The following is a 25,776-nucleotide window of genomic DNA, read 5'->3' as shown; positions in this document are numbered from 1 at the left end:
TCAACACCATTGCCGTCACCAATTGACCACAACTGATTTTACGCTCAGGCGCAGCGCCGCTTAAGGCACTATCAATAATGTCGGCAAATCCTAGGTCGTGACAAAAGGCAGCAACAAGTCCGTGATGGTCAAGTATTTTAGAAGAAGGAACAGGCATAAAATTAGGCTCTCAAAAGAGAGTAATAGATCAAACCTAGGGTTCTGCGTCAAGATTTTATTTACAAAAGTAAATCAAGTGGCTATTTAATGAGCGAGTTTAATTCAAATTAGGGGGGCGGAACAACAGATCTAAAACACTTTTAGTTAATTTGACTAAAGAGAAATTACTAAGTAACTAATGTCATTAATTGCCTGTAAAAAATAAAAACCCACTGAAAAATCAGTGGGTTTATTATAGTTATTTTACTAATTTAAATTAGAAGCTTTGGGTATAACGGAAGTACAACTGACGACCAATATCAAAGCCACCGTAGTAAGAGTAGGTTGAGCTAGGTCCAGAATACATAATTGGGCCTTGCTTATCAAAGACGTTGTTTGCGCCTATTGATAATTTTGATTCCCAAGGCGTATTGTAAGTTAGCTGTAAATCATTAAAGGTTGTAGAACCTACTTTGTTTTTCGGTGTTACGATGCCATTAGTCCAATCACGCTTGAACTCTGGGTCACTACATTTATCCTCAAAGTAACAATCTTCACGCATTGATGAGAAATAACGGATACCCCAGTTTGCACTAAAGTCACCATATGACCAATTAAGACCCAAGCTCGAGCGAGTTCTGAAAACATCTCCATGACCAACATCAGATATTACTTTAGTTTCTGGCTCATTTGTTGATTTTGAATCATATTTAAGTAAATAAGTGCTATCCATAGTAGCTCTAAAATCACCAAACTCAGTTTCAAATGCATAAGCTACAGCAAGATCAATACCTGATGTTTCAGTAAAGCCTGCATTACGAGTACCGTAAGTTAAGTCATTAACGATAGAGTTACTTGGATCACGCGAGAACATAGCACAACGTGATTCATCACCACCAATATAACAATCTTTTAAAATTTCATTTGGTGAATCAGATACAACCGTATCAGTGATTTTAATACTCCACCAGTCAAGAATAATATCTAAATTTTCAACATAGCTTGGATTGTATACAAAACCAATTGTTTTACTGGTTGATTCTTCTGGCTGTAAAAACTCATTTGAACCACTGTTAAATGGAACCGGTGTTTGCGCAGCAGGTCCGGTTGTTGGAACAAAACCTTGCTGTAACTGACGATAATCGCTTGGAACATCTTGTAAACAACGCGCTGAACCAGCAGCTGAACCATAGACAGAATCACAAGGATCTATAAACCCTGTAGTAAATGTTTGTGAGCTACCGCCATATAAATCACTTATCGTAGGAGCTCGGAAGCCTTCAGACCAAGTACCACGAACTAATAAATCATCAATTGGTCGCCATTCAATGCCTACTTTACTATTAGTTGTATCACCAAAAGTACTGTAATCAGAATAACGTGTTGCTAAATTAACACTTAACGACTTTGCACCAGCTACATCAGATAAAATAGGAATATTTAATTCACCATACGCTTCTGTTACATCGTATTTACCACCTGTTGCACCAGACGCAAGCGTCGTACTTTCACCTAACTGAGCAAGCGCATCAGGATTGTATTGCCCTGTTTCTTTACGGTATTCACCGCCAAGAGCGAAGGTTAAACCACCCGCAGGTAACTCAGCAATTAAACCACTGATATTTGCAAAATACATGGCTGTTTGTGTTTCACCACGATAATGAAGAGTTGGGTATAGAAAATCTTGTACATTTGGATCTGCAAGAGAGTTTTCTACTGGCCCAGCACCAAAGCCTGCTAATGGGTTCCACGGCGTACATTCAGCTGAAGAAATAGGAGCATCTTCTGTACCACATTGTACTTGACCTGCAGCATTTAAAAATGACGGCCCTGTTGCAGCGGCAATCGCTGGCTTATAAAGATTACCATTATCAACTTGAATTGTAGAGCTTTTACTATAAACACCACCTACATCCCAGTCAAAATAACGATCGGCTAATTCAAAAGAGCCTTCAAGTGCGGCTGTAAAGCGTAATGTATCTTGACTACTCTCTGTTGTACGAGGAACTTCCCAACCACGACGGGTAAATGGTACATCTTCACCAACAGGGTTAAAGTAACTATCACCACTTAGTGCAATACCATCCGAAGCAGATTGATATGGGTAACCTGCAATTTGACGTTTTGCTTGACGTTCACTATAACCGATATCACTGGTAAAGTTAATGTCATCAGTTAGCGCATAGTTTGAACTAATATAAAGCGAACGTGCACTAAGAGGTGTTTCTAAATGCATTTGCTCACTAGAATTACTCGATCCATTTTCATAAGTTTGTGGTTCAAAATCATCAAATGAACTTGCATTGCCTGGACGTTTGGCAACATACCATTGATCGTTATAGTTAAAACGACCATATTGACCAACTAAAGTACGGTTATTTGGAATATCATATCCAGGATATGAAACCTCAGAGAACGAACGGTCTTTAGCCCAAACATCACCTTCATCACGCCATTCAGCGCCTACCGTTATAGAGCCGCGGTCACCTGAGATGCCGGTAACCATACTAATATTTTTTTTCTCGCCATCGCCTTCATCGTATTCAGCACCATAAACAGTGAATTCAAGGCCTTCAAAGTTCTTGCGAGTTATAATATTTACAACACCAGCCATTGCATCTGAGCCATACATAGCTGATGCACCATCTTTTAATACATCAATACGTTCAACCATTCCCATAGGAATAGCTGATAAATCTTGGTATCCAGAGGTCGTAATACCTAAACGCTTACCATTAATAAGTACTAAAGTTCTGCCTGTACCCAGATTACGGAGATTAACATAATTTCCCCCTACATTCTCGCCAGAAAGAAGAGGTTCTGAACGGCTGATTGGTGGCGAACCTGCCGCAGACATATTTTCAAGAAGGTCAATTACTGAAGTAAAACCTTGATTCGCGATATCCTCACGACTAATTGTTTGGATTGGCTGTGCAGTTTCAAGGTCTGTAGAACGAATACGTGAACCTGTAACTTGAATACGTTCAACTTTTTCTACGCCTTCTTCAGCAGCAGTTGAGCTTGCTGAAAATACTGCTGTTGATGTTGCACCAAAAGCAATCGCTAAGCGAACTGCTTTTGAAACTTTATTATTTAACATGTGATTCTCCCTGGTCATATTTATATATGATTTTATTAGTTTTAATTGCTAGAAATAGAGCTCTAAGTGACCATCTATGACACTAAGTGCCTAATGAAGCAAAGCGATATTAATACCACAAGCAGCCAAAGGTCAACTTTTATTTAACTTTGAAATCGGAATATTTACAGTTTAAAAACAAAAAGACACAACAATAGAATACTGTAACACATTGTTTTTATTCAGCATTAAATTATTATTTACATTTTATATAGTGGTTAATACAAACAAATTAACAATATCATCCATTGGATAACCCTGTCAGAACCGTAGGCTCTAAAATACCAACGAATACTATTCAATGTTTGAGGTGGAAAGCGATTTCAAGGGGAGTGTTTAAAGCTAAATTAGCTCCTTGTCAGTTTAACTGCAAATTATAATACCAATATTTGGAACTATCTAAAGGAGTTGTAATTGTGCTTTATTGGACAAGTTGAAATCTTTTTTCAAGGGAAGAAGGATCATTTGTGCTATTGGCTTGAGTTGTTTCTCGACATAAATTGCATAATCAAATTTTTGATCTGCCTGGTTTTGCTGTACGTTTGCATAGAGCTCGGCACCAACATGGGTGTACACATATTCAACAACTTGACCTTTGTTAATAACAAATTCAGGGTGAGTTACTTGGTATTTTTTGACAGCTTGAACTTGAGGTGGGATATTTTTTTGGTAATCAGCCAAGTGTTGACCGAGTTTTTTTCTGTATACGAGCTTGTCGTCAAATTCCCCAGCATACAAACGCGTAATGTAACTTTCAATAATGGGTGTTAGCATTTCAACATTAAAATTATCTTGAAACAAAGTAGTAAACAATTCGGTTTGAAACTCATGCGCTAATTCTGTCCAGTCACTTCTCACAGTTTCCATACCTTTGAAAACGAGCTCTTTTTTATCTTTTCCTTGTATCTGGCCAACATAACGTTTTTTTGAACCAGTGGTTTTGCCTCGGATAGTCGGCATAAAGAATGGACTATAAAGTGTTTCAAATTCTATTTCTAAATAACTTTGTGTCGCAAAGCGCTGCTCTATTGTTTGTTGCCATTTTTCATTAATAGCTTTAGCTAATTGCTTGCCGATTTCTTTGCAGTTATCTGGAGCAAGTTCGTCCGGTAAGCTCACAAATGTTGAATCGGTATCACCATAAATAACGGTGTAACCAAGCTCTTCAATCCATTGTCGTGTAGTTTGCATTATTTCATGACCACGTAAAGTTATGGAGCTTGATAAACGTGGATCGTAAAAACGACACCCCTTTGAGCCTAATACGCCATATAAACTGTTCATGATGATTTTTATAGCCTGCGACAGCATGAGTTGACCAGTGTTTTTTGCGTGTTGCCTTGATGAAGCTAGCTTTTTTATTAAATTAGGCAGGTGATGCTCCGTGCGAGAAAAAACAGCGTCTTTAAAACCTGCAATCGCGTTTTCAGGCTCCTCTAGGCCGTGAATTAGCCCGAGCGGATCAATACAAAACGTTTGCATAATTGATGGATATAAGCTTTTAAAATCCAGCACAATGACATTTTTATACAGCCCGGGGATTGACTCCATCACAAAACCACCTGGGCTTTCAAATGATAAGCCATGATCGCCTAGATTCGGGGCAACATAACCACTGCGATGTAATAATGGTAAATATAAGTTAGTAAAAGCAGCCACTGAGCCACCCATTCGTTCTAACTCTAATCCTGTTAATTGTGTACGAACTATTGCAAATTCAATAAGTTTTAACTTTGCAAAAATACGATTAACTAACACGCAATCTTGACGGTTATACGCCGCTAGCGAGAGCTTATCTTCATTAAATTGGCGAACAATTTCACTAAGCCGATTATCACTTTGAATTAGCTTTTTTTCACCAAGTACTTTATGGCTCACATTCGCCAGTGAGAAACTATCAAAATGATAGGTAGCATTTTTTAGCGTATCTATGCCATCGATAACGCAGCGACCTGGCAGAGTTAAACGAGTGAAATGCCCTTCTCTAATTTGTAGCGGCCCATTACCTCGACCCAATAATAATTTAACACCAAGGGCATCCGCGCGCCGATTAAGTACATTAAAATCAAATTCAATGACGTTCCACCCAATAATAATGTCTGGATCGACTCGCTGTAGCAGGGTTTGTAGCTGATTTAATAAATCTATTTCGTCATGGCACCAATAAATCGTCTGTTCACTGTGTTGTGGCTCGCCAACCATAATAACGCAATCAATCCCCTCACCTACTAAGCCCACTGAAAACAACACGCCTTCACCACTGCACTCAACATCCAATGACAGCGTTTTAAAACGTGGTGTATACGAATCGGCGGCTTTTAGCTGGGCATTGTTAATTTGGATAAAACCAGTTTGCTGAGTAACATCACCAGTGACCCATACACCACCGCGAATAAAACGCTCCATTAAAAAGCGATCGCTGTGGCGTACATCACCTTCATATACTGTGATCTGGTTTTCTAGGGGTTGGTTTTCAAAAAGCTGCTTTGCTTGGTAAAACGCTTGGGTACTTGAAAAATAGCAGGCGATGCATTGTTCACCACTAAAATGTTTAATAGCAACATCTTTAAATTCGACATTAATATTGTGCGTTAATAGCAACTGAACAGCTAAAACACGTTGTTTTATTGGAATAAAAAATACCGCTTGCTGATTTGGCACTAACACTTTTATCGGACCGTGATCAGAGCTTAACCAATAACATAGGGTGATCCCGCTATGGCGGCTATACTTATTAGCAGCATATTGTTGCCTAGAAAGTATAAAGCCTTGATAGATAGCTTGTGTCAATGTTCGATCCCAATTAATATACAGCACTGTAATTATATACATACTTTAGGCTATTCACCCATGCTTTCTGATCCATTAAAAGCCACAATTCGAAAAATTCATAAGCATGTGGCTGATAACCTCACTGATTATCGTCCTCGCAGCAGCCAAAATTACTTAGTAGCCGAAATTGCAAAAACACTGGCGGGCGAGTACCACAAAAAACAGCGGATCTGCGTTATTGAAGCAGGCACTGGTACGGGTAAATCGTTGGCTTATTGTTTAGGCGCGTTACCTTTAGCCCTTGCCCAAAAAAAGAAACTTGTTATTTCAACAGCAACCGTCGCATTGCAAGAGCAACTGATCAATAAAGAGCTGCCGTTTTTTAAAACGCATTCAGGCCTCGATTTTAAGTTTGATTTAGTAAAAGGACGCCAACGCTATATATGTGCACATAAGCTCCACAATGCTGTAAATGGTGATAGCCAAACACAAATGGAGTTTATGCCTACACTTACATCGCCATTGAGTAGCATGGAAGCAAAGTGTTTAAAACAGCTCTATGACGCCTATACGAATAAAAAATGGCAAGGCGATCGAGACAGCTGGGCTGATACAATCCCCGACCGAGTCTGGGGATTAATTGCTTGCGATAAACATGCTTGTCAACGACAAATGAAAGCACACCAAACCTGCCCTTTTCAACTTGCTCGCCAACGTTTAATGCAAATGGATGTATTAGTTATTAATCACTCTTTACTGCTAGCCGATTTAGATTTAGGCGGTGGTAAAATTTTACCCGAGCCAGATAATAGTATTTATGTAATAGATGAAGCCCATCACCTTGCCCATATTACCCGCGACTTTTCATCTGCCGCAGCAACCATTAAAGGCACTATTGATTGGCTTGATAAATTAGTAAAGTTTAGCGGTAAAATGGCCAAAGTATTAGTAGGACAAAAAGCGATTGGGCAAAACTTTAAGCTTTGTGACAGTATTAATGATGCCAATAAAGATTTAAAAGTCGTGCGAGATATCTTAGACAATGCCAATTTTAACTACTCTAAAGATGATACTTACCGTTTTGAACATGGCGAAATCCCCGAATCATTACACAATAAAGCAAAAGATATCAGCGAAGCCACCTTAGATGCTCTGCGTTGTTTAAACAAAATGCACGACACAATAGTACAAGATGTCAGTGATGGTGATATTAAACCCTATATTGCAGATCCAATTTTGGCTGAAAGCGGTCATTACATTCATCGTTTAGAGCAACTAAACAAACTGTGGTATAGCTACGCTACCAAGGGTGAAGGTACACCACATGCACGTTGGATAAAGCGTTTAGAATACAAAAACCATCATGACCACTTGCTAAGTGATTGCCCTATTGAAGTTGGCTACTATTTAAAAGATAAACTGTGGCGACAATGTGCCGGTGCAATTTTATGCTCAGCGACCCTGACTGCGCTTGGTTCATTTGATCATTTTGCTTATGAAAGTGGCCTTGCAAAAGAAGAAGGCGTAAAATACTTAAAAGTCCCTTCTCCGTTTAATTATCCTAATCAAGCCACTTTACATATTCCAACCTCAAGTATAGAGCCAACTCATAAAGAGTTTAGTGATCATTTAGCTAAGGTATTACCCAATCATTTAAATAAACAACAAGCTAACTTAGTATTGTTTGCGTCTTATTGGCAAATGGATCACGTAGTCAAAGAGTTGCGCGCTAAAAATCTTGATATTTTAGTGCAAGGTGAAATGTCGCGCGAAGCACTGTTAAAACAACATACAAAAAATATAGATGCGGGCAAAGGGAGTATTTTATTTGGCACCCAAAGCTTATCCGAAGGACTCGACTTACCGGGTAAATATCTTGAGAATTTAGTGATCACTAAAATTCCATTCGCAGTGCCTACATCGCCGATTGAAGAAGCACAAGCTGAATTTGTGCAAAGTAAAGGCGGCAATCCATTTTTATCTATCACAGTGCCTGATGCGGCTAAGAAATTAGTGCAAAGCTGTGGTAGACTGCTGCGTAAAGAGAACGATCAAGGGCGCATTACTATCCTCGATCGTCGTTTAGTGACCAAGCGATATGGCAAAGCCATGCTTGACACATTACCACCCTTTAAAAGACAAATAGATTATTAATGTTTGAACTTGCACTAGACCCAACAACTTGGGCACTGCTTTGTGCCGTAGCACTTGCCGCAGGCTTTATAGACGCAATAGCCGGTGGCGGAGGTATGTTAACTGTACCAGCACTGTTAACCGCAGGCCTTCCTCCTCATTTAACACTCGGCACCAATAAACTTGCTGCCAGTTTTGGCTCACTCACTGCCAGTGTCACTTACTTCCGTAAGCAATTATTTAATCCTCAATTCTGGGCAGCATCAATTATAGCAACCGCCATTGGCGCTTTAATTGGCACACTGATTGTTGACTACCTGAGTATTGGATTTTTAAACAAACTATTACCTATCGTTATTATTTTAGTCGCTTGTTATAGCTTATTTGGCAATTTAAGTACGGTAGAGCACGATAATCTTCCACCACTTAATAGAGCAACAACAATAAAACAATGGTTGCAAGGATTAAGCTTAGGTTTTTTTGATGGTTTAGCGGGTCCCGGAACTGGCACTTTTTGGACTGCATCAAATAGCTTACTTTATAAAATGAGTTTACTGCTGAACTGCGGTTTAGCACGCTCGATGAACTTTGTATCAAATTTTGTATCACTCATTACCTTTGTAGCATTAGGCCATGTTAACTTTTTACTCGGCATCACAATGGGCTTCTTTTTAATGTTTGGAGCTTGGCTTGGAGCTCATTCAGCCATTCGCTTTGGCAGTAAATTTATTCGACCTGTATTTAACACTGTGGTGATAATTTTAGCGTTAAAACTAATTTATGAGGCGTATTTGTAATATGCAATCAGCGGCGTTTGATAAACTTTACCAACAAGTTGCAACCCTAAAGCAGCATGCTGAGCAATTTGATAAAGCCAAGTTATTTACTAAAAACCGCTATATGCAGGCGCAACCCAGTTTATTTGACCGTGGTGTGTTTACGACTAAAAGCATGAAATTAGTTGATTATGTGCTAGAAATTGAAGATGAAGTTAATAGCCTTCCACCACTAGAGCGCCGTCATGCTCATAATTATGCGCTAGAGCGTATTGGTAATCAGGTGCAAGCCGTATTTAACGTCATTAAATCAACCCCTATTTGGGAAAAGGAAAACAAAAGCACTTACAAACCTCGAAGTAAAAAGTTCAATAAATCAGAGCCTTACCAACAAGCTGTAAAACAAATTATGCAACCCGCCCATGAGCTATATGACGAGCTAAAACAAAATCATGAATTTGAACGTCGCTTAGTACTGATGGTTGAAGAATGTAAGCTAAGAATGCAAAATGTGGGTCCTGTAAAAGCAAAAGCCATTAATTTAGAGATCCTTGCTCTTCATGACCGCCTTGGTCGCTGTCGCAAAGCGATATCTGCTACTGAAGAGAAAATTCAAATAGTTGAAAAACAACAATTACGCTAGCACCCTACTTAATCTCGATTTATTTTAATTCCTAATATAGACTGAGTAATATCTTTTTCTAAAATAGTGATCTCACTAGTGCGCTTACATGATGATATACATAATTATTATGAAAAAATAGTTGTTGAAGAGATTATCAAACGCAAACTCGATAAACAGTACAGTGATGACGTGATGGCCGACTTTTGTTGTACTGTGCTGAATCAATTGCCTCCTCGCTATATACGCTACGATGTTGATATGGCGTTTTATTTACCTCTACAAGAGCGCGAGCATATGGAAGAAAGAGTTAATACTGCAATTGATGTTGCTATTAGTCAAATAGCCAAGAAACAGGTCATAAATGAATAACGATTTAAACCAAGCACCAACCTATGTAAAGCTCGCAGTTGATTTGATCATGGTTTTAGAACAAAGTGATGTGAGTCCTGAAGAAGTACTGCAAGCATTAGAGATTGTGAAAAGTGATTACACTAATAAGCTTGCAGTAGAACAAAAATAGCTTGTCTATTTATTTTGATTACTCACCTTTAAATATACCCACATAGGTCGCTTGCGAATTTGATTTACTGGCCCGATACATACCACTGGTATTAAACGGTAAACTTACATTACCTTTGCCATCAACGATGATCACTCCTCCAGTACCACCAATTGGTTTTAACACACTATTAATCACTTCATCACCTGCTTGTGCAATAGTCTTACTTTGATATTTAACACGTGCGCAAATATCAGCCGCAACATTATAGCGAATAAAATACTCGCCGTGACCAGTGGCAGACACCGCACACGATTCATTTTCAGCAAATGTACCAGCACCAATTATGGGGGCATCACCAATGCGACCAAAACGCTTTGCAGTCATCCCGCCTGTTGAAGTACCTGCCGCCAAGTTACCGTTTTTATCAAGTGCAACAGCACCCACAGTGCCTATTTTATAATTAACGGGTAATGCCTGATGCGCTGCTTGATAATCTTTACTGGTAGCTTTAGCTTTATCTAGTTTTTCTTTTGCTTTTAATAACGCTTTATAACGGTTGTCTGTATCGAACAGGTTATTTTCGACCAATGGAACGCCCTGCTCTTTGGCAAATTCTTCCGCACCTTGACCACTGAGCATCACATGAACCGATCTTTCCATCACCAAGCGCGCTAAATTAATTGGATTTTCAATATGTTTAACACCAGCAACCGCTCCCGCTTGACGATCTCGTCCATCCATTATTGACGCATCAAGCTCATGGGAACCATCATAGGTATAGACAGCACCACGACCCGCGTTGAAATATGGCGAGTTTTCTAATACATTGATTGCAGCTGTTACCGCATCTAGGCTTTCGCCACCTTGCTCAAGTACTTTATAACCAGTCTCTACCGCCTCTTTGAGTTTAGAGCGATAAGCTTGTTCTTGCTCTGGAGTAAAACGGCTTTTTTCAATCGTGCCCGCCCCGCCGTGAATAGCAATAGCGAAAGGTGTATTGGCACTGATGGCTAGTGGACTTAACGTTATGCAGCACGCACTAACTAAAGTGCTAAAAAGTAACTTGTTCATACAGGTAGCTTGTGATGGAAATAAGTATAACCAATGTGAATAAATTGGCGCTAAATTACAACCCCAACCAGATAAAAGGCACAAAAAAAGCGCCAAAAGGCGCTTTTTTGATAGTTCGTTTACATTACGCTTGTTGCGCTTTCAAACGAGCTAAACGTGCTACTTGGTGCGTAGACGTTAGGAATGAGAAAATTGGTGCTAAATAACCACGTTTGCGAAGCTCCAAGAAAGCTTCATCACTTAACTCATTCAGTTTTTTCTCATCAATCAGGTAAATACCGTTGATGTCTTTTTTCTCGCCTTTAATATCAACTGTCAGTGTTTGTGCCACTAAAAGCTCTTTATCCGCAAGGTATTTAGTGAATGCTTCAGTTACGTGAGAAAATTCAATGAACGATACTAATGCTTCTTTACGACGCTTTAAGTAATCAGATTCTTCACCGTTTTCAAAGAGTGCATTACCTTCAGCCTCACCCACTAATGGGCTTGCTTCATCAATAACGATACCGTATTGATCTTCTTGCGGATGTTTAACTAATCCAAGTGGATAACGTGTTGTTGCCATAGGTGCAAATGCTGCAGTCCACTTACCATCTTTTACAAAAAGGTTTTCGCCAGGCTCTAAACCAAACATTGCTACCGCTTGAAATTGACCTGTTTCGTTATTCTTCACGAAAGACATTGGAAACTCATTTGCTACACGCGCAAACTCATGTGCAACAACTGGCACTAAGTGCTGAGATTTTAAAAATTCTACATTGATGCCGTTTTGAATTTTAGTGTTGGCATGTTTTTCGTTGTGTAAAGGCTGTACTTGTTGCTCCGCCATGTTACTGCTCCGTTATTTATAAATTATATTTTTTGCTGTTAGTGCCCTAAGGCTAAAGGTTTTGACGGCAAAAAGGAAGTGAAATGTTTGTTGCAATTTGTACGTTAAGCAAAGTTCTCTCCCTAACATGTTAGATTACTGTTTCAATGGCGCAAAACCAACCTCTAAAATTAAACATGTGCGAGTCAAATCGTTTTTGTGGACTGAAGTTGCATGAAATTCCTTAGCGTCATGACATACCAAACGGCCAGTTTTGGCCTTCACCTTTACTTGATCTACTTCTTTATAATCTTTTGCGTGCCCTCCGCGCATAATCGAGGAAGTATCATTAATAAAAATCAAATCAGCACTGTTCTCTGGTACATCAAGATAATAGATTGCAACTAAATGAGGAATAGTCCAACCTTCGTTTGCATGCCTGTGGGCTAAAGCATCACAGTTCTTACCCATTTTGTTAACCCATGTCCGATGGAACTTAAGCCGTCTAACATCTCGATATTTATCGTACCCTAAATCATACGCAGACTCTAAAATCCGCTGTAAAATCCACTTTCCTAATATATTATGTTTAAAATTCAACAATGTAGGTATGTGGTATTTATCACACAGGTGTACAGTTGATAAAGCCCTTCCCCCTTCAGCATCAGGTACATTTTCTTTCGATAACACATCGGGAGAGCTCAACAGCTCATTTATTATAGTATAACTTTGCTGTCGCCCTATAAACCTATCGTGTAACTCAAAATCAAAAATACATATGTGCCTATTAAATATAGGAACAATCATAGATACTCCTTACTTTTGCATCACACTTTTGAGTTCTTGCAGCCATTGCTTATGATCCATAAGCTGTTCTTTAGCCAAATATATTAACATATTATTTTGTTCAAAATACTGCGCACTTACTTTTTTTTCTATCTCAGACAATAAAGGCGTTTTCGTTAAATATTTCATTCCATATAAAACATAAAGATAATTTTTATGGTCAAATAAATCAAAACGACTAAAAAAGTCAAATTGCGAAGGAGGTTTTAAACTAAATATCTCAAGCCGCTCTTTCAACTCGCATCTTATTGGCGTTATACGTACATCAGTCCAAAATTTTGAATCTTGCCTATCCGATAACAAGTAATGAAGTTGGATAAAATCAATAGTTTGATCCCAGACATATTTAACAACCCGGTTATAATAAGTTAAAAAGCTATTAATCTCCCGACGTTCCCTAGGAAAATTTTTCGCAAGCATTTCAGCTGAAAAATCTGTAATAAGTATAGAAGTTGCTTCTAAAGGTTCGACAAAACCCTGAGCAAGTCCAAGCCCAACACAATTATTTTTCCAAAACTGCTCCCTGTATCCGATTTTCATATCTAATTTTCGTGGTGATAAAGACTCCACGGGAACTTTAAGGTACTCTGAATAACTTTTAAGCGCCTCCTGTTCGGTCATATGTTGACTAGAATAAACAAACCCAGTTCCCCTTCTAGTGGTTAGTGGAATATCCCAAATCCACCCTACTTTATGGGCGATAGCACTTGTGTACGGTTTAATATTATCAGCCTCTTCTAGAGGAACTTGTTGAACAAGTACTTTATCTGTCAATATTTTATCCGACATGCTCAGAAAGGGAACACCCATTTATTTATGAAGTAAAATTGAGGAAAAGCCACTACAGTCAACATAAAAGTCATAGTACAACTCTTCGCCTTCGGACGTTTTTATGCCATCAATAAAACCTTCAGAATCTTTAAACGCACCCACTATAGTAGCTATTTTATGCTTTACTTTATACTTTGACATTGCATTATTAGCTAAAAGTTTCGCAAACTTCAATGCATTGAAATGATATGCATAAGTCAACTCTCCAGCATATTCTTTTGCTGACTTCTTTTTTGGACATAAGTCTAATTCTGCCAACCTAGCTTGAACTCCGACATCTGTGTATGGGTTATCAAATTCAGAGTTTAACCAGTAGTTATAATGTCAAAACCTTCTGGGTAAGGAGGGTCAAATGGGTGATAATAATGATTATCTCGATGTACCGAGCTATCTAACCAATTTATGAACTTTATACCTTGCTTAAAAGTAGCGTCGCAACTAACTAATAGCTCAGCCTCAGAAATACCAAATCGCTTCAGTCCCTTTATTATGTAAGGAACAGTCCCTTCTCCGACACCAATTGTTGGGACATCAGCTGATTCAAATACTATAATTTCAATTTCTGAATCTTTATATAGCTCTAAACCTAAGTGATTTGCGGCCAACCATCCTGCGGTCCCGCCACCAACAATCGCGATTCGTTTTATTTTCATAACAACTCCCAAAAAAAACCCAGTTTAGACTGGGTTTTTAATAAAAAAGCTAAACTTAGAAGTTGAAGCTTACACCAAGCTTATAAGTTGTTTCACCTTTGAATGACCAAGCAGGGAAATCTTCTTGAAGAGCTGGCTTAACAGATGTGCCGAAATCAGCAGCACCATATTGAACATCGTCTTCGCCCATTAAATTAATCGCTTCAAAGCGAACAGCTACATTTTCTGTTGCATTCCAACCAAGGGTAACATCAAGTGTGCCAAAATCATCATGCATACGGTTGCCGTAATATTTACCATACTCACGAATCATATATTCAGAGCGCCAGTTATATGCTGCACGAGCTGAAAACAGATCATTTTCCCAATAACCAACTAAGTTAGTTGTATGCTTTGAAGACTCAGTGAAAACACCGATGCTATCAGTATAAACTTCGGCTGGTGCAGCACCATCAGCATACGTGTAGTTAGCATTTACACCAAAACCATTATCCCATGCATGATTAATTTGTAGTTCGATACCATCAATACTACCACCACCAGCATTTTGATAACGATTTACGGTCCAATCATCTTTTCCAAGCTCTGTATTTTGGACACCAATTTGTTGATTATAATCTGTTGTTGCAACAATAAAGTTACTGATGTCTTTTACAAAATAAGTTGCTGACACTAAATTGCCATCACCATAGTAATACTCTAGGCTTAAGTCTGCTTGCGATGATTTCATCGGCAACAAACCTGGATTTCCGTAAGTGATTTCCTCGTTTCCTACACGGTCATCAGGATAACCAGAGGAAGTTGATAAGAATAAGTTATCATAATTAGGTCGAGTAATTGCTTGGCCTGCAGAGAATCTTAAGATTACATCTTGCTGTAAGTCAAAAACAGCATTAACACTTGGAAGTACGTCACTATAGTTATCTTTAACACTTTGAACACTAGTGCTCCAACCATTATTAATAGCCAAATCATCCGCAGGAGAATTATCAATTACGTGACCACTTGAAGTAACATCCGTTTCAATATAACGAACACCAAAGTTACCACGGAAACCATCACCTTCAAACGTAAACATACCATAAAGAGATAAATTATCTTCTTCTATTTTACCGTATGCAGAACGACTATAAGCAAATTTATCAACCAGTGACAATGTGCCATTAATCATCGCATCTAAGTTAGCTTTAGGAATGGTCCACTCATCATAACCTAACTTCATTGTACCTGAATAAAGCTCTTCCGGACTAAAATCATTTTCAAGATCCGGGTTATAAATAGCATTGTATTGCTTTTTTTCAAACTCATGTGAGGTATAGCGAATACCTGTCTCAAACTTTGTAATAGCGCCAAAATCGACATCAAAATCTAAATCAATTTGAGCGTAAGTTTCTTCATCCGAGTTAGGGCCTTGAATACCAGTCCAAGTAGAAGTTGGGACTGACGAATCTAGCTGCTCCTGTGTGAAACCCATATCTCTACCGTCGATAGAAACTTGCTTACCTTGTGCATCAACAGTTCCAGCCCATTGAATTTGGCTAAATTTATCACCCCACCAGCCGTAACCAAAGTTAGCACTCATTTGCGTGCCACCTTCAGCCTTAGTATGACCGGCTACAGCTTCAATAGTAAAACCATCTCCCATGTATTTACCATTCAACTCAAAAGTATCAGAGGTCATTTCACCTTTACGCGCCCAGTTTTGAAAGAAAACATTAGATGTTGCACTTTCAGGGGTAACACTCAGAGTACACACTCCAGCCGCATTAAACTTTTGACATGCTGACGGGCCTTCCCCCCAGTTAGTATCTGTTTCAATATACATGTTAGCACCGATACTATCTGCACCTAATTCAAGTAACATAATATGCGCACCAAACTCTAAGTTGTCGTTTGGTCTAAATTGAAGTGTAGCATCTAGGGCTGTTCTTTCTTGTTCTTGTAAAAAGCTTGAAGGCTGTACTGATGAACGACTATCCCAATCTAAATCTGCTTCCGTACCCACGCGCAAGTATTCACGATCAATATATGAACCTGCAACTAAAATACCAAACGTTTCATCATCATTCTTCCAGCTGTACATACCCGAAATTTCAGGAGCAACTTCCTCACTGATCGAACCGTATTCAGCCTTAACAGAGCCATAAATTGTATTAGCATCCATATCAAGAGGTTTACGAGTTTTAACAATTACCGTACCACCGATCCCACCTTCAACAAGATTAGCTTGAGTAGTTTTATAAACTTCCATACCACCAATGATTTCAGCAGGCAACATAGAGTAGTTGAATGAACGGTCAACATTCATTTGGTCATACCAACCAGTAGACGCAACATTTTGACCATTTAGAGTAGTAAGAGTCATTAAAGGGTCCGTACCGCGAATAGAAACAGAGCTTCCTTGTCCAAACGCACGACCAACTGTCACACCTGGAACTCGCGCTAATGCTTGACCAACATCCGAATCAGGTAACTTCCCGATATCTTCTGCACTTACAGCATCAACGACACTTACAGCAAAGCGTTTAGCATTGATATTTGCTTTATTTGAAGCGCGAATACCACGTACTTCAATGACTTCAACGTCTTCTTGAACTTTAGTTTTTTCAGCTGCATAAACAGTACCAGTGAATCCGGCACTCATTACAAGACCGATATTGACTGCTAATAAGCTTTTTTTAAAATTTTTAGCTAACACAGGATTCCCCTTAAATCATTTTGTTGATTTTATTTATCACTTCTGCCCAGTGATGATGACAACGCTGTCATCTAGTAACAAACCATACACTCTAAATTACATTTGTGCTACATGTTTTTGGTCATTTTGTGCAAAAAAATAGACATAAAAACACTAACCAATTGAAAATTAATTGATTTAAAAAGACGAAATATCTGAATTATTACATTTCAATGACGTGAATGTTATATGGACAAATCTGAAAAGTAAAAAGCAAATGCACACTTTTAGCGGGACTTTATTACTTTTAATATGGGGAAATATAATAAAACGTTCCACTTTTTATATAAAGTGGAACTAAACTCGTGAACTTACGATGATATTGATACGATTGGGCTATCACAAGTGCATCATTAACATTTCGTTCGGCAGATAAATTAGGGCAAATAATTTTTCCAAGGGGAACCGATACAAATAGTTATCAATAATAATGACAGCGTTGTCATTGTTAATTTTAAAGAGTTTTGCTATTAATGTCTACCTTTATTTCCCCTATAGCCTACTCTTTTAATTTAAAATTTTAGAGGGCTATAGTGAACCGTAAAATTATTCATATAGTTGTTCTATATGGATAATTTTTAACGTAGTTAGTGACGTTGTTTATACCACTAGGATGCTCATGTTTTTAATAAAATAGCCATAAGTAGCCATAAGTAGCCATAAGTAGCCAAATATCAACAAAAATAAATAAGCGAAGATAATTAAAGATCGCGCAAGCTCAATATAAGTAAATTTTAAAGTTTGGGTCAATTGGGGTTGTTATGGAGCCCAATAAACTTCAATATTTATTGTTGGGTGATTTAAAACTGCACGTAGTGGCATGTCGTTTACATCTCCACCTGCTTTTGCTGCTTTATATACAGCAAGCTTTTCTTCTCCACTGATCAACAGCTTAACAACTTTCGATTGCGCAATTGCTGCCAACGTTAAAGTCATACGTTCTGTAATACTACCTGTCACATCACTTTCAATTGCATTAATTGCACACACTAAATCTGATGTCGTTAAGCCAAACTCAAGACCTTCAGCATGTGGAAATAACGAAGCAGTATGACCATCAGGGCCCATGCCCAAAATAGTTACATCAAATGGACGTTTTAGCTGTTGATAAGCAGTTTCACATTCTGTACTGCCCTGTTGGGCAGTCTCGGCTTTATTTTTCATAGTAATGAAATTAGCTGCCGCGCCATGATTTTGTAATAACGTGCTTTTAATAAACGCTTCATTACTTTTTTCATGTGCTACATCAACCCAACGTTCATCAACCATAGCAACATTTATGTTTGCCCAGTCTAATGCTAGATTAGATAAGTGCTTATAAGCGGGTGCTGGTGATGAGCCGCCTGACACCATCAGTACGGCACGGCCATCGGCTGCAATACCACTGACTAAACTTTGTTCAAGTGTTGTAGATAGCTCTGCGGTTAATGCATCTTTTGAATCAAAAAATTTCTCTACGATGGTTGCCATTGTTATGCCTTATCGCCAGTGTTAAACCAAACATGGTTATTTTCAGCCAATAGTTCATCCGCATCATCAGGCCCCCAGCTACCAGCACGGTATAAAGCAGGTTTACCTTTTTCTTGCCAACGATCAATGATTGGATCAATCCATTTCCATGCTTGACGTACTTCATCACGATGAATAAATAATGAAGGGTTATTTGCTGCGGCATCTAACATTAAACGCTTATATGCATCAGAGTGAAAACCATTACTGTAAGCTTGTGACAGCTCAATATTCATCGTTACTGGCTCTAATTGCATCTCAAGATTATCAAGGCGTTTAGACATCAAGGTTAATTGAATGGTCTCTTCTGGTTGCAGACGAATAACCAAGCGATTTGGTTCAATTTTACCAACATTATCACCATACACGTTGTGCGATACTTTTTTGTATTCAACGACAATTTCGGCACAACGTTTTGCCATACGCTTACCTGTACGAAGGTAAAATGGCACGCCCGCCCAACGCCAGTTATCAATATGTGCGCGAATAGCAACGAACGTTTCTGTTTTGCTAGAGCCTTCATTTAACTCTTCTAAGTAACCTGGGACAATTTTGCCATCCAAATCACCCGGTACATATTGACCACGAATAATGTTGTCATCTACATCCGTTGCAACAAGCGGGCGCAGTGACTCTAAAACTTTTAGCTTTTCGGTGCGGATGCTGTTTGCGTTAAGTTTATTTGGTGACTCCATCGCAACTAAACATAACAATTGTAATAAGTGGTTTTGCACCATATCACGTAAAGCACCGGCTTTATCGTAAAAACCAGCACGGCTTTCAAGACCAACAGTTTCAGATAAACTGATTTGAATATTATCGATTGATTTAGCATCCCACATATTTTCAAATAATGAATTTGAAAAACGCAGTGCCATTAAGTTTTGTACCGTTTCTTTACCTAGGTAATGATCGATGCGGAAGATTTGCTCTTCGCTAAAGTATTCAGCAATTTTTGCATTGATCTCTTCTGCTGAATTACCGCAATAACCAATTGGTTTTTCAACAACGACACGCGATGTAGCGGTGATCAGGCCTTTGCCAGACAGTATTTCACAGCAGCTACCATATACCGCAGGTGGAAGTGATAAATAGAACACACGAGATTTGTCTGCATCGTGCTCATCGAGTATTCTTTTTAGTTTATCCCAGTCATCGTCTGCTTCGGTTACATTAGTTACTACTGGTACTAAACACGCTGAAAAAGCCTTCCAATCTTTAGCATTAAACTCACCTTTACCTAAAAATTCTTTTAATGCCTGATGGGCTGTTTCTATGTATTCAGCACGTTTACTTTCTTCACGAACCGTCGGTAAAATACGCGAACCTTGAGGAAGGTTGCCTTCTTGATATGCGCGATACATTGCAGGTAATAATTTGCGTAATGCAAGATCGCCACCGCCCCCAAAAATTACAATATCAAAAGGATTTAACATAATTTACTCTCTACGTTTGCTATGCCCAGTTGTCACTATCCACTATTGATAGTGCAGGCATACATTCTTATTATTTAGTTGATGACAGCTTTTTGGCATCGAGACGAGAAAAAGCGTGTTGAATTCGTTTGTTTTTATAACTTAATTTTGATTCAGCTGCATTCATTTCAAACTGGTAATTAAATGAGTCTTAAGGGCTCTGTATATCCTCTCACAAATATACAGGCCCTAAGAACTCCAGCGCTACCCGTTCAAAGGTATTTGGTTACGTAGCACAACTAATGTACTACGTGAATTTTTTACTGTACTCGACGTTGTTTATAGTAAGCCATTAAACCATTAGTCGAACTATCATGTGGATGATTTACATTGTCATCCAATAGTTCAGCTTCAATTTTAGAAGCCAGACCTTTACCAAGTTCAACGCCCCATTGATCAAATGAACAGATCTCTAGGATGATGCCCTGGCAGAAAATTTTATGTTCATACAAAGCAATTAAGCGCCCCACTGTTTTTGCATCAACTGTATCTAACAGCATTGATGTAGTTGGACGATTACCCTGATGAATTTTATGGTTTAACAATTCGCTGATCTCTGCTTCAGATTTACCTTTAGCCGTTAAATCAGCGCGTACCTGATCAGCATCAACCCCCATCATCATTGCTTCTGTTTGTGCAAAGAAGTTCGATAGTAAAATATCGTGATGCTCGCCAACATTCACTTGAGGTGTAACAGATGCAATAAAATCAGCAGGAACAACAACATTGCCTTGATGTAAACACTGATAAAAAGCATGTTGACCATTAATACCGGTCATACCCCAGATAATTGGCACGGTCGTATATGGCACGGTTTCGCCAGCAAAGTTTACATGTTTACCGTTACTTTCCATTTCACCTTGCTGTAAATAAGCTGGCAACATATGTAGTGCTTGGTCATAAGGTAGAATAGCCTGAGAATCAAAACCCAAAAAGCTGGTATTCCAAACACTTAATAATGCCATTAATAGTGGAACGTTTTCTTCAAATGCAGCAGTTTTAAAGTGTTCATCAACTTCAAAAGCGCCCTCTAGAATCGCTTCAAATGCATCAAAGCCTAAATATAGTGCAATTGGTAAGCCTATCGCACTCCATAATGAAAAGCGACCGCCCACCCAATCCCACATTGTGAATACATTTTCATCAGCAATACCAAGCGCTGCCGTTTTTTCTAAATTAGTGCTCACGGCTACAAAATGTTTAGCAATGGCTTGCTTGTCATTGGCTGACTCTAAAAACCAGTCAACAGCAGTTTTAGCATTAGTCATGGTTTCTGATGTGGTAAAGGTTTTTGATGAAATCACAAACAAGGTGGTTTCAGGGTCAAGATCTTTTAATACTGACGCTATTTGTACACCATCAACATTTGACACGTAATGCACTTTTAATGTGTTATCCGCATAGCTTTTCAGTGCTTCCGTTGCCATTTGTGGGCCTAAGTTAGACCCACCTACACCAATACTGACAACATTTTTAACTGTTTTCCCGGTATAACCTAACCATTGCCCGCTACGAACTTTATCTACAAACAATTTAATTTTTTGTAATTCAGCGTTAACTACCGAACTTATATTATCACCGTCAACAATCAGTGCTGAGTCACAGCGATTACGAAGCGCAGTATGAAGAACAGCCCTATCTTCAGTGATATTGATTTTTTCACCACTGAACATTTTGTCACGCCAAGTGACGATATCGCACTCTTGTGCTAAAGATATCAACTGTGAGATCACACTGTTATCAATCAATTGTTTTGAATAATCAAATAAAACACCTGGGATCTGAGTCGAAAATTGCTCGAATCGCGTGCTGTCATTGGCAAATAAATCTTTAAGATGAACTTTTTTCATCTTATTTGCACTTACTTGTAATGCTTGCCAACTAGCTAACTGTGACCGACAACTCATTTTAAACATCCCCTTAAACTTGCAACAAATTGATTTACAACTATCTTTATACTAATAAAGTGATCTGGTAGCGTATTAACTTATAAATAAAGTTAACGATAAGTTAGAATGACAACGCTGTCAATAAGCTACTTTTATATTTTACAGTCGAGATAATAACGTACTTTCACTCATTTGACACCGGTATCATAAAATTTATCTCAATTATTTTACTGCTAATTTTACCGAACATTAGATACACTAACTGGTCTTGATGAAGAATTAGTGAATAGTACTTTGCTAAGTCTATCCATGCATATTCATTAAAAGAACAAAGCGACACTAAAACAATAACCTAAAAGTAGCTCTATGAAAGTAACTATAAATGATGTAGCGAGACTCGCGGGAGTTTCAATGAAAACAGTTTCTCGGGTGATAAATAAAGAACCATCTGTGCGTAAAAAAACTTACGATACAGTCATGAATGCTGTAAAAGAGCTGAACTATCAGCCAAATCTTGCAGCACGAAACCTCGCTGGCACATCATCATTTACGGTAGGTTTAGTTTATGACAACCCTAATGCATATTATGTGATTGATATGCAAAATGGGGTACTTTCTCGCTGTAAAGACGAAGGTTATGAATTGGTGATCCATCCATGCAGTTACACTGATCCAAACATGGAAGCAGACTTGATCACTATGATAAAGCGTTCCCGTCTAGCCGGACTTGTTCTTACGCCACCATTATCAGAGCAAAGTAGCATCACCAATTTACTCGATGAGCTAAATATTCATTACGTTAGGGTGTTAGCTGGGCGACCATCAGATGATGATCAAGGTAGCTGTATTTATGTTAACGATTATAAAGCCGCGTATGAGATCACCACTCATCTTTTAACTCATGGCCATGAAAATATTGGCTTTATCTGTGGTGATAAAGAACATAAATCGACGTCTGAGCGTCTTGAAGGTTATAAAGCAGCGCTGGCAGATCACCATAAAGAATTTGATAAACGCTTTATTTACGATGGTAAATATTCGTTTGAGTCGGGTGTTGAAGGTGCAAAAAATTTGTTAGCTGATAATAACACTTTGGCTATTACCGCTATATTAGGTGGCAACGATGAAATGGCCGCAGGAGCGCTATTTGCGTCACGTTTAATGGGGATTGCCATTCCTGAACAGTTATCTATTACTGGCTTTGAGGACTCTCCTTTCTCCCGTCAGACATGGCCAAAGTTAACTACCGCCCATCAAGCAAACGATGTTATTTCTCAACATGCAGCACGGTTATTATTTACCAAAACTCGTGGTGCTCGTAATCAAGATAAAGACATCATCACATCATTTACACCATCAATTGTGATCCGTGAAAGTTCTGGTCCAAAACAGTAAGTTTTATACCCATTCACAATAAACCAGGCGCTTTTTAGCGCCTTGTTTATTTAATCTTACCTTTGCCATACTTTTATAACAATGCCATTCCACCACTGAGATTATACACGTCAGTAAAGCCAAGTTGAGATAAGTTAGTTGCCGCTTGTTTTGAACGATTACCGCTGCGACAAAGTAAAATATATTTACCCTGTGGACTCAATTGCCTGTCCACTAACGCATTTGCCATTCTACTTAGCGGAATATTCATTACTCTTGCAGGGCTGACTGCAAATAACTGAGAAATATTGTTTGCCCCATGCTCATAGGGTTCACGGGTATCAATTAAATAAACATCACTTGCAGTTAACATATCTTTTGCTTGCATGGCGTTTAGCTCATAAGCCGCACTGTATTGTAAACTGTTAGCATAACCACACAAAGTTGCAAATTTAAATAAATTGTCCTCATCGCTGTGCTGTTTGTTATTAGCAAATTCAGTATCACTTAATTCATTGTTCAATAACGCTTGCAATAACGGCGTTTGCTGTTGTTGAACTAGCCAATTAATAGCAAAACATTGCTGGTAATCATGACCAGAACAAATAACTGTTGACTCAGCTATGTATGTTGATAGTTGACGCAATGAGTGTGCCATAGCTAACGCATCCCCACCCTCAATTGCAGTATTACCAAGCCCTGCTGGCAGCAGCAAATCACCGCAAAAACAAAAAAGCACTTGTTGAGAGCTGTTACATCGCAATAAGTAACTAACACTGTCTTCGCTATGCCCGGGTGTTGCTAAGCGCTCAATGGTACATTCAGGTAATGTAATGGTCGTTTGCTGCACTGGCCAACCTAGTTCATGCTCGTCGTGCAAACTGAATTTTAAGGCTTGTGCCAATAATGTAGTCGCACAACATCGTTCTTGATGGGCATGCGTGTCTAAAATGGCTGCTACAGTTAAATTTTGTGTGTGTACTATTTTTTCAAGCCGCGGAATTAGCTCAACAATTGGGTCAATGATCACCGCTTGTTTATCTTGACTTACATACAACCAGCAGCAAGCTCCTTGATGTCTAAATTGTGTTAACCCTAATGCACACGCTTCTTGCTGAGGTGATGACGAATCTGAAACCACCAAACAATTAGCTTGTAGTATTGGTTTCAGTGCACGAATACGCGTACAAGCAGTGGTTATTTCAGCTTGAGTTGTCGCCGGTCCAAATGATAAACGAATTGCATTTTCACTACGCCAATCACTCACGCCCATCGCATCTAACACAAAACTACGATTTGCGCCCGAGCTACAAGCCGAGCCACCACTGATACGAATGCCTGCCGCATCGAACAAATCCATCACTTCTTTACTACTGAGTTCATCAACAGCAAAGTTTAACGTTGTTGGTACTGACAATGCAAAAGTATGATTAAAGGTGATGTTACCAAAGGTATCCACTAAAGCCTGATGTAATTGTTCACGGTAGCTGTTTAACACATCGATTGATTTAAACGTATCGTTTGTTTTATCAAGCAATAAACAAAATAGCTTGTTAAGACCTGCAATACCGGGCAAGTTTTCAGTACCGGATCGCATGCCACTTTCTTGACCACCACCAGCAATAAAAGGCGTATAAGCACTGCCTTGACGAATATACAACACACCGATCCCTTTTGGCGCATACAACTTATGGCCCGAAAACGGTGCGTAGTCGATAGTAGTATCACTTAACGCTAGTGCAGTTTTACCTAACGCCTGAACGCAATCAACCATCCAAGCCACTTTTGTATTGTGGCTACGAATAACATTCTCGATTGCAGTTAGATCTTGATAAACACCTGTTTCATTGTTAACCGCCATGGTACAAATCATCAATGCATTGCCAGCGTGTTGAGCAATAAACTCTAAATCTAAAAGACCATCACTCGATACCGGGATCGCAAGCACGGTTGCGTTTATACCCAATACAGCATTCCAATGTATTAATGTATTAGGTACTGCTTTATGTTCCGTCGCGCCATACAGTAATACTGGGTTTGGGTTAGTATGCTCTTTAGCTGCTATGAGCGTAGACACTACTGCGGTTTGAATTCCTTCGGTCGCCCCAGAAGTGAATAAAATATCCCCGTGCTGTGCACCTATCACATCACGGGCCTTTTGACGCGTTTGCTCTAATAAGTGTTTAGCTTGAATACCAGTGATGTGTGAAGAAGAAGGGTTACCAAAGCAGATTTGCATCGTATGCGAGACAACCTCTGCAATGCACGGTAGCACCGGTGTTGTTGCGTTCGCATCAAGGTAAATTTGTGACGATGAGTCAGTAGGTAATATTAAATCAGACATTAAAAAACGCACCATATTACTAAAAGATATATCTTATAACCCATTCTACATAAAATTAATGAGTCGCGTAAGAATCAATTAGTCTCTCAAGGGCATTTCCTATACCATTTGATACTATACCCAAACCACCTCAACCTTGAGGTGGTTTGGGTAT

Annotated in this window: 18 protein-coding genes and 1 pseudogene; 6 read left to right on the top strand and 13 right to left on the bottom strand. The window is 38.9% G+C overall.

What is annotated here, in order from left to right:
• The 3 genes from HHO47_RS05430 to HHO47_RS05420 form a co-directional block, all read right to left on the bottom strand.
• Nucleotides 1-157: DUF4277 domain-containing protein (locus HHO47_RS05430; protein ID WP_169019366.1), on the bottom strand; the 157-nt coding region annotated here is incomplete at its 3' end.
• Nucleotides 158-415: 258 nt separating this feature from the next.
• Nucleotides 416-3,238 (bottom strand): TonB-dependent receptor domain-containing protein, encoded by a 2,823-nt coding sequence (locus HHO47_RS05425; RefSeq protein ID WP_169019365.1) that lies wholly within the window; start codon nucleotides 3,236-3,238, stop codon nucleotides 416-418.
• Between the two features lie 438 nt (nucleotides 3,239-3,676).
• Nucleotides 3,677-6,109, bottom strand: a complete 2,433-nt coding sequence (locus HHO47_RS05420; protein WP_432651929.1) for a DNA polymerase II — start codon at nucleotides 6,107-6,109, stop codon at nucleotides 3,677-3,679.
• Nucleotides 6,110-6,127: 18 nt separating this feature from the next.
• Here HHO47_RS05420 and dinG point away from each other — a divergent pair, with 18 nt between their 5' ends.
• The 5 genes from dinG to HHO47_RS05395 all read left to right on the top strand — a co-directional run bounded on the left by dinG (nucleotide 6,128) and on the right by HHO47_RS05395 (nucleotide 10,103).
• Nucleotides 6,128-8,203: an ATP-dependent DNA helicase DinG gene (gene dinG / locus HHO47_RS05415; RefSeq protein WP_169019364.1), complete on the top strand. Its 2,076-nt coding sequence runs from the start codon at nucleotides 6,128-6,130 to the stop codon at nucleotides 8,201-8,203.
• On the top strand, nucleotides 8,203-8,979 hold the full coding sequence (locus HHO47_RS05410; RefSeq protein ID WP_169019363.1) for a TSUP family transporter: 777 nt from the start codon (nucleotides 8,203-8,205) through the stop codon (nucleotides 8,977-8,979). Before dinG ends, HHO47_RS05410 begins: the two co-directional genes overlap by 1 nt.
• Nucleotide 8,980: 1 nt before the next feature.
• Nucleotides 8,981-9,601, top strand: a complete 621-nt coding sequence (locus HHO47_RS05405; RefSeq protein ID WP_169019362.1) for a primosomal replication protein — start codon at nucleotides 8,981-8,983, stop codon at nucleotides 9,599-9,601.
• Between the two features lie 78 nt (nucleotides 9,602-9,679).
• On the top strand, nucleotides 9,680-9,952 hold the full coding sequence (locus HHO47_RS05400) for a late competence development ComFB family protein (RefSeq protein ID WP_169019361.1): 273 nt from the start codon (nucleotides 9,680-9,682) through the stop codon (nucleotides 9,950-9,952).
• Nucleotides 9,945-10,103, top strand: a complete 159-nt coding sequence (locus HHO47_RS05395) for a DUF2496 domain-containing protein (protein ID WP_169019360.1) — start codon at nucleotides 9,945-9,947, stop codon at nucleotides 10,101-10,103. Before HHO47_RS05400 ends, HHO47_RS05395 begins: the two co-directional genes overlap by 8 nt.
• Before the next feature lie 18 nt (nucleotides 10,104-10,121).
• Here the strand turns inward: HHO47_RS05395 and HHO47_RS05390 are convergent, their stop codons facing one another.
• From HHO47_RS05390 to pgi, 9 genes and pseudogenes are all read right to left on the bottom strand, one after another.
• On the bottom strand, nucleotides 10,122-11,156 hold the full coding sequence (locus HHO47_RS05390) for an isoaspartyl peptidase/L-asparaginase family protein (RefSeq protein WP_169019359.1): 1,035 nt from the start codon (nucleotides 11,154-11,156) through the stop codon (nucleotides 10,122-10,124).
• 124 nt (nucleotides 11,157-11,280) lie between these two features.
• Nucleotides 11,281-11,985 (bottom strand): SapC family protein, encoded by a 705-nt coding sequence (locus HHO47_RS05385; protein ID WP_169019358.1) that lies wholly within the window; start codon nucleotides 11,983-11,985, stop codon nucleotides 11,281-11,283.
• 135 nt (nucleotides 11,986-12,120) lie between these two features.
• Nucleotides 12,121-12,771, bottom strand: a complete 651-nt coding sequence (locus HHO47_RS05380; RefSeq protein ID WP_169019357.1) for a putative 2OG-Fe(II) oxygenase — start codon at nucleotides 12,769-12,771, stop codon at nucleotides 12,121-12,123.
• 9 nt (nucleotides 12,772-12,780) lie between these two features.
• A pseudogene (locus HHO47_RS05375) lies at nucleotides 12,781-13,899 on the bottom strand (tryptophan 7-halogenase).
• A gap of 47 nt (nucleotides 13,900-13,946) precedes the next feature.
• Entirely contained in the window at nucleotides 13,947-14,294 is a 348-nt protein-coding gene (locus tag HHO47_RS19625; RefSeq protein WP_348981637.1) for a tryptophan 7-halogenase, read from the bottom strand.
• Nucleotides 14,295-14,349: 55 nt separating this feature from the next.
• Nucleotides 14,350-16,938, bottom strand: coding sequence for a TonB-dependent receptor (locus HHO47_RS05370; protein WP_211183619.1), 2,589 nt, complete (start codon nucleotides 16,936-16,938; stop codon nucleotides 14,350-14,352).
• 852 nt (nucleotides 16,939-17,790) lie between these two features.
• On the bottom strand, nucleotides 17,791-18,501 hold the full coding sequence (gene pgl, locus HHO47_RS05365) for a 6-phosphogluconolactonase (protein WP_169019355.1): 711 nt from the start codon (nucleotides 18,499-18,501) through the stop codon (nucleotides 17,791-17,793).
• 2 nt (nucleotides 18,502-18,503) lie between these two features.
• Entirely contained in the window at nucleotides 18,504-19,976 is a 1,473-nt protein-coding gene (gene zwf, locus HHO47_RS05360; protein WP_169019354.1) for a glucose-6-phosphate dehydrogenase, read from the bottom strand.
• A gap of 299 nt (nucleotides 19,977-20,275) precedes the next feature.
• Nucleotides 20,276-21,922: a glucose-6-phosphate isomerase gene (gene pgi, locus HHO47_RS05355; RefSeq protein ID WP_169019353.1), complete on the bottom strand. Its 1,647-nt coding sequence runs from the start codon at nucleotides 21,920-21,922 to the stop codon at nucleotides 20,276-20,278.
• Nucleotides 21,923-22,270: 348 nt separating this feature from the next.
• Here pgi and HHO47_RS05350 point away from each other — a divergent pair, with 348 nt between their 5' ends.
• Nucleotides 22,271-23,299 carry a LacI family DNA-binding transcriptional regulator gene (locus HHO47_RS05350; protein WP_169019352.1) on the top strand — a complete coding sequence of 343 codons (1,029 nt, stop codon included), beginning with the start codon at nucleotides 22,271-22,273 and terminating at the stop codon, nucleotides 23,297-23,299.
• 73 nt (nucleotides 23,300-23,372) lie between these two features.
• Here the strand turns inward: HHO47_RS05350 and HHO47_RS05345 are convergent, their stop codons facing one another.
• Nucleotides 23,373-25,622 carry an aminotransferase class V-fold PLP-dependent enzyme gene (locus HHO47_RS05345; protein ID WP_169019351.1) on the bottom strand — a complete coding sequence of 750 codons (2,250 nt, stop codon included), beginning with the start codon at nucleotides 25,620-25,622 and terminating at the stop codon, nucleotides 23,373-23,375.
• Between the last annotated feature and the right edge of the window lie 154 nt (nucleotides 25,623-25,776).

It is taken from the genome of Pseudoalteromonas arctica (genome assembly GCF_012927645.1).
Taxonomy (GTDB): domain Bacteria; phylum Pseudomonadota; class Gammaproteobacteria; order Enterobacterales; family Alteromonadaceae; genus Pseudoalteromonas; species Pseudoalteromonas arctica_A.
The sequence above is the reverse complement of the archived record's forward strand: the minus strand, read 5'-3'. Positions and strand labels throughout refer to the sequence as shown.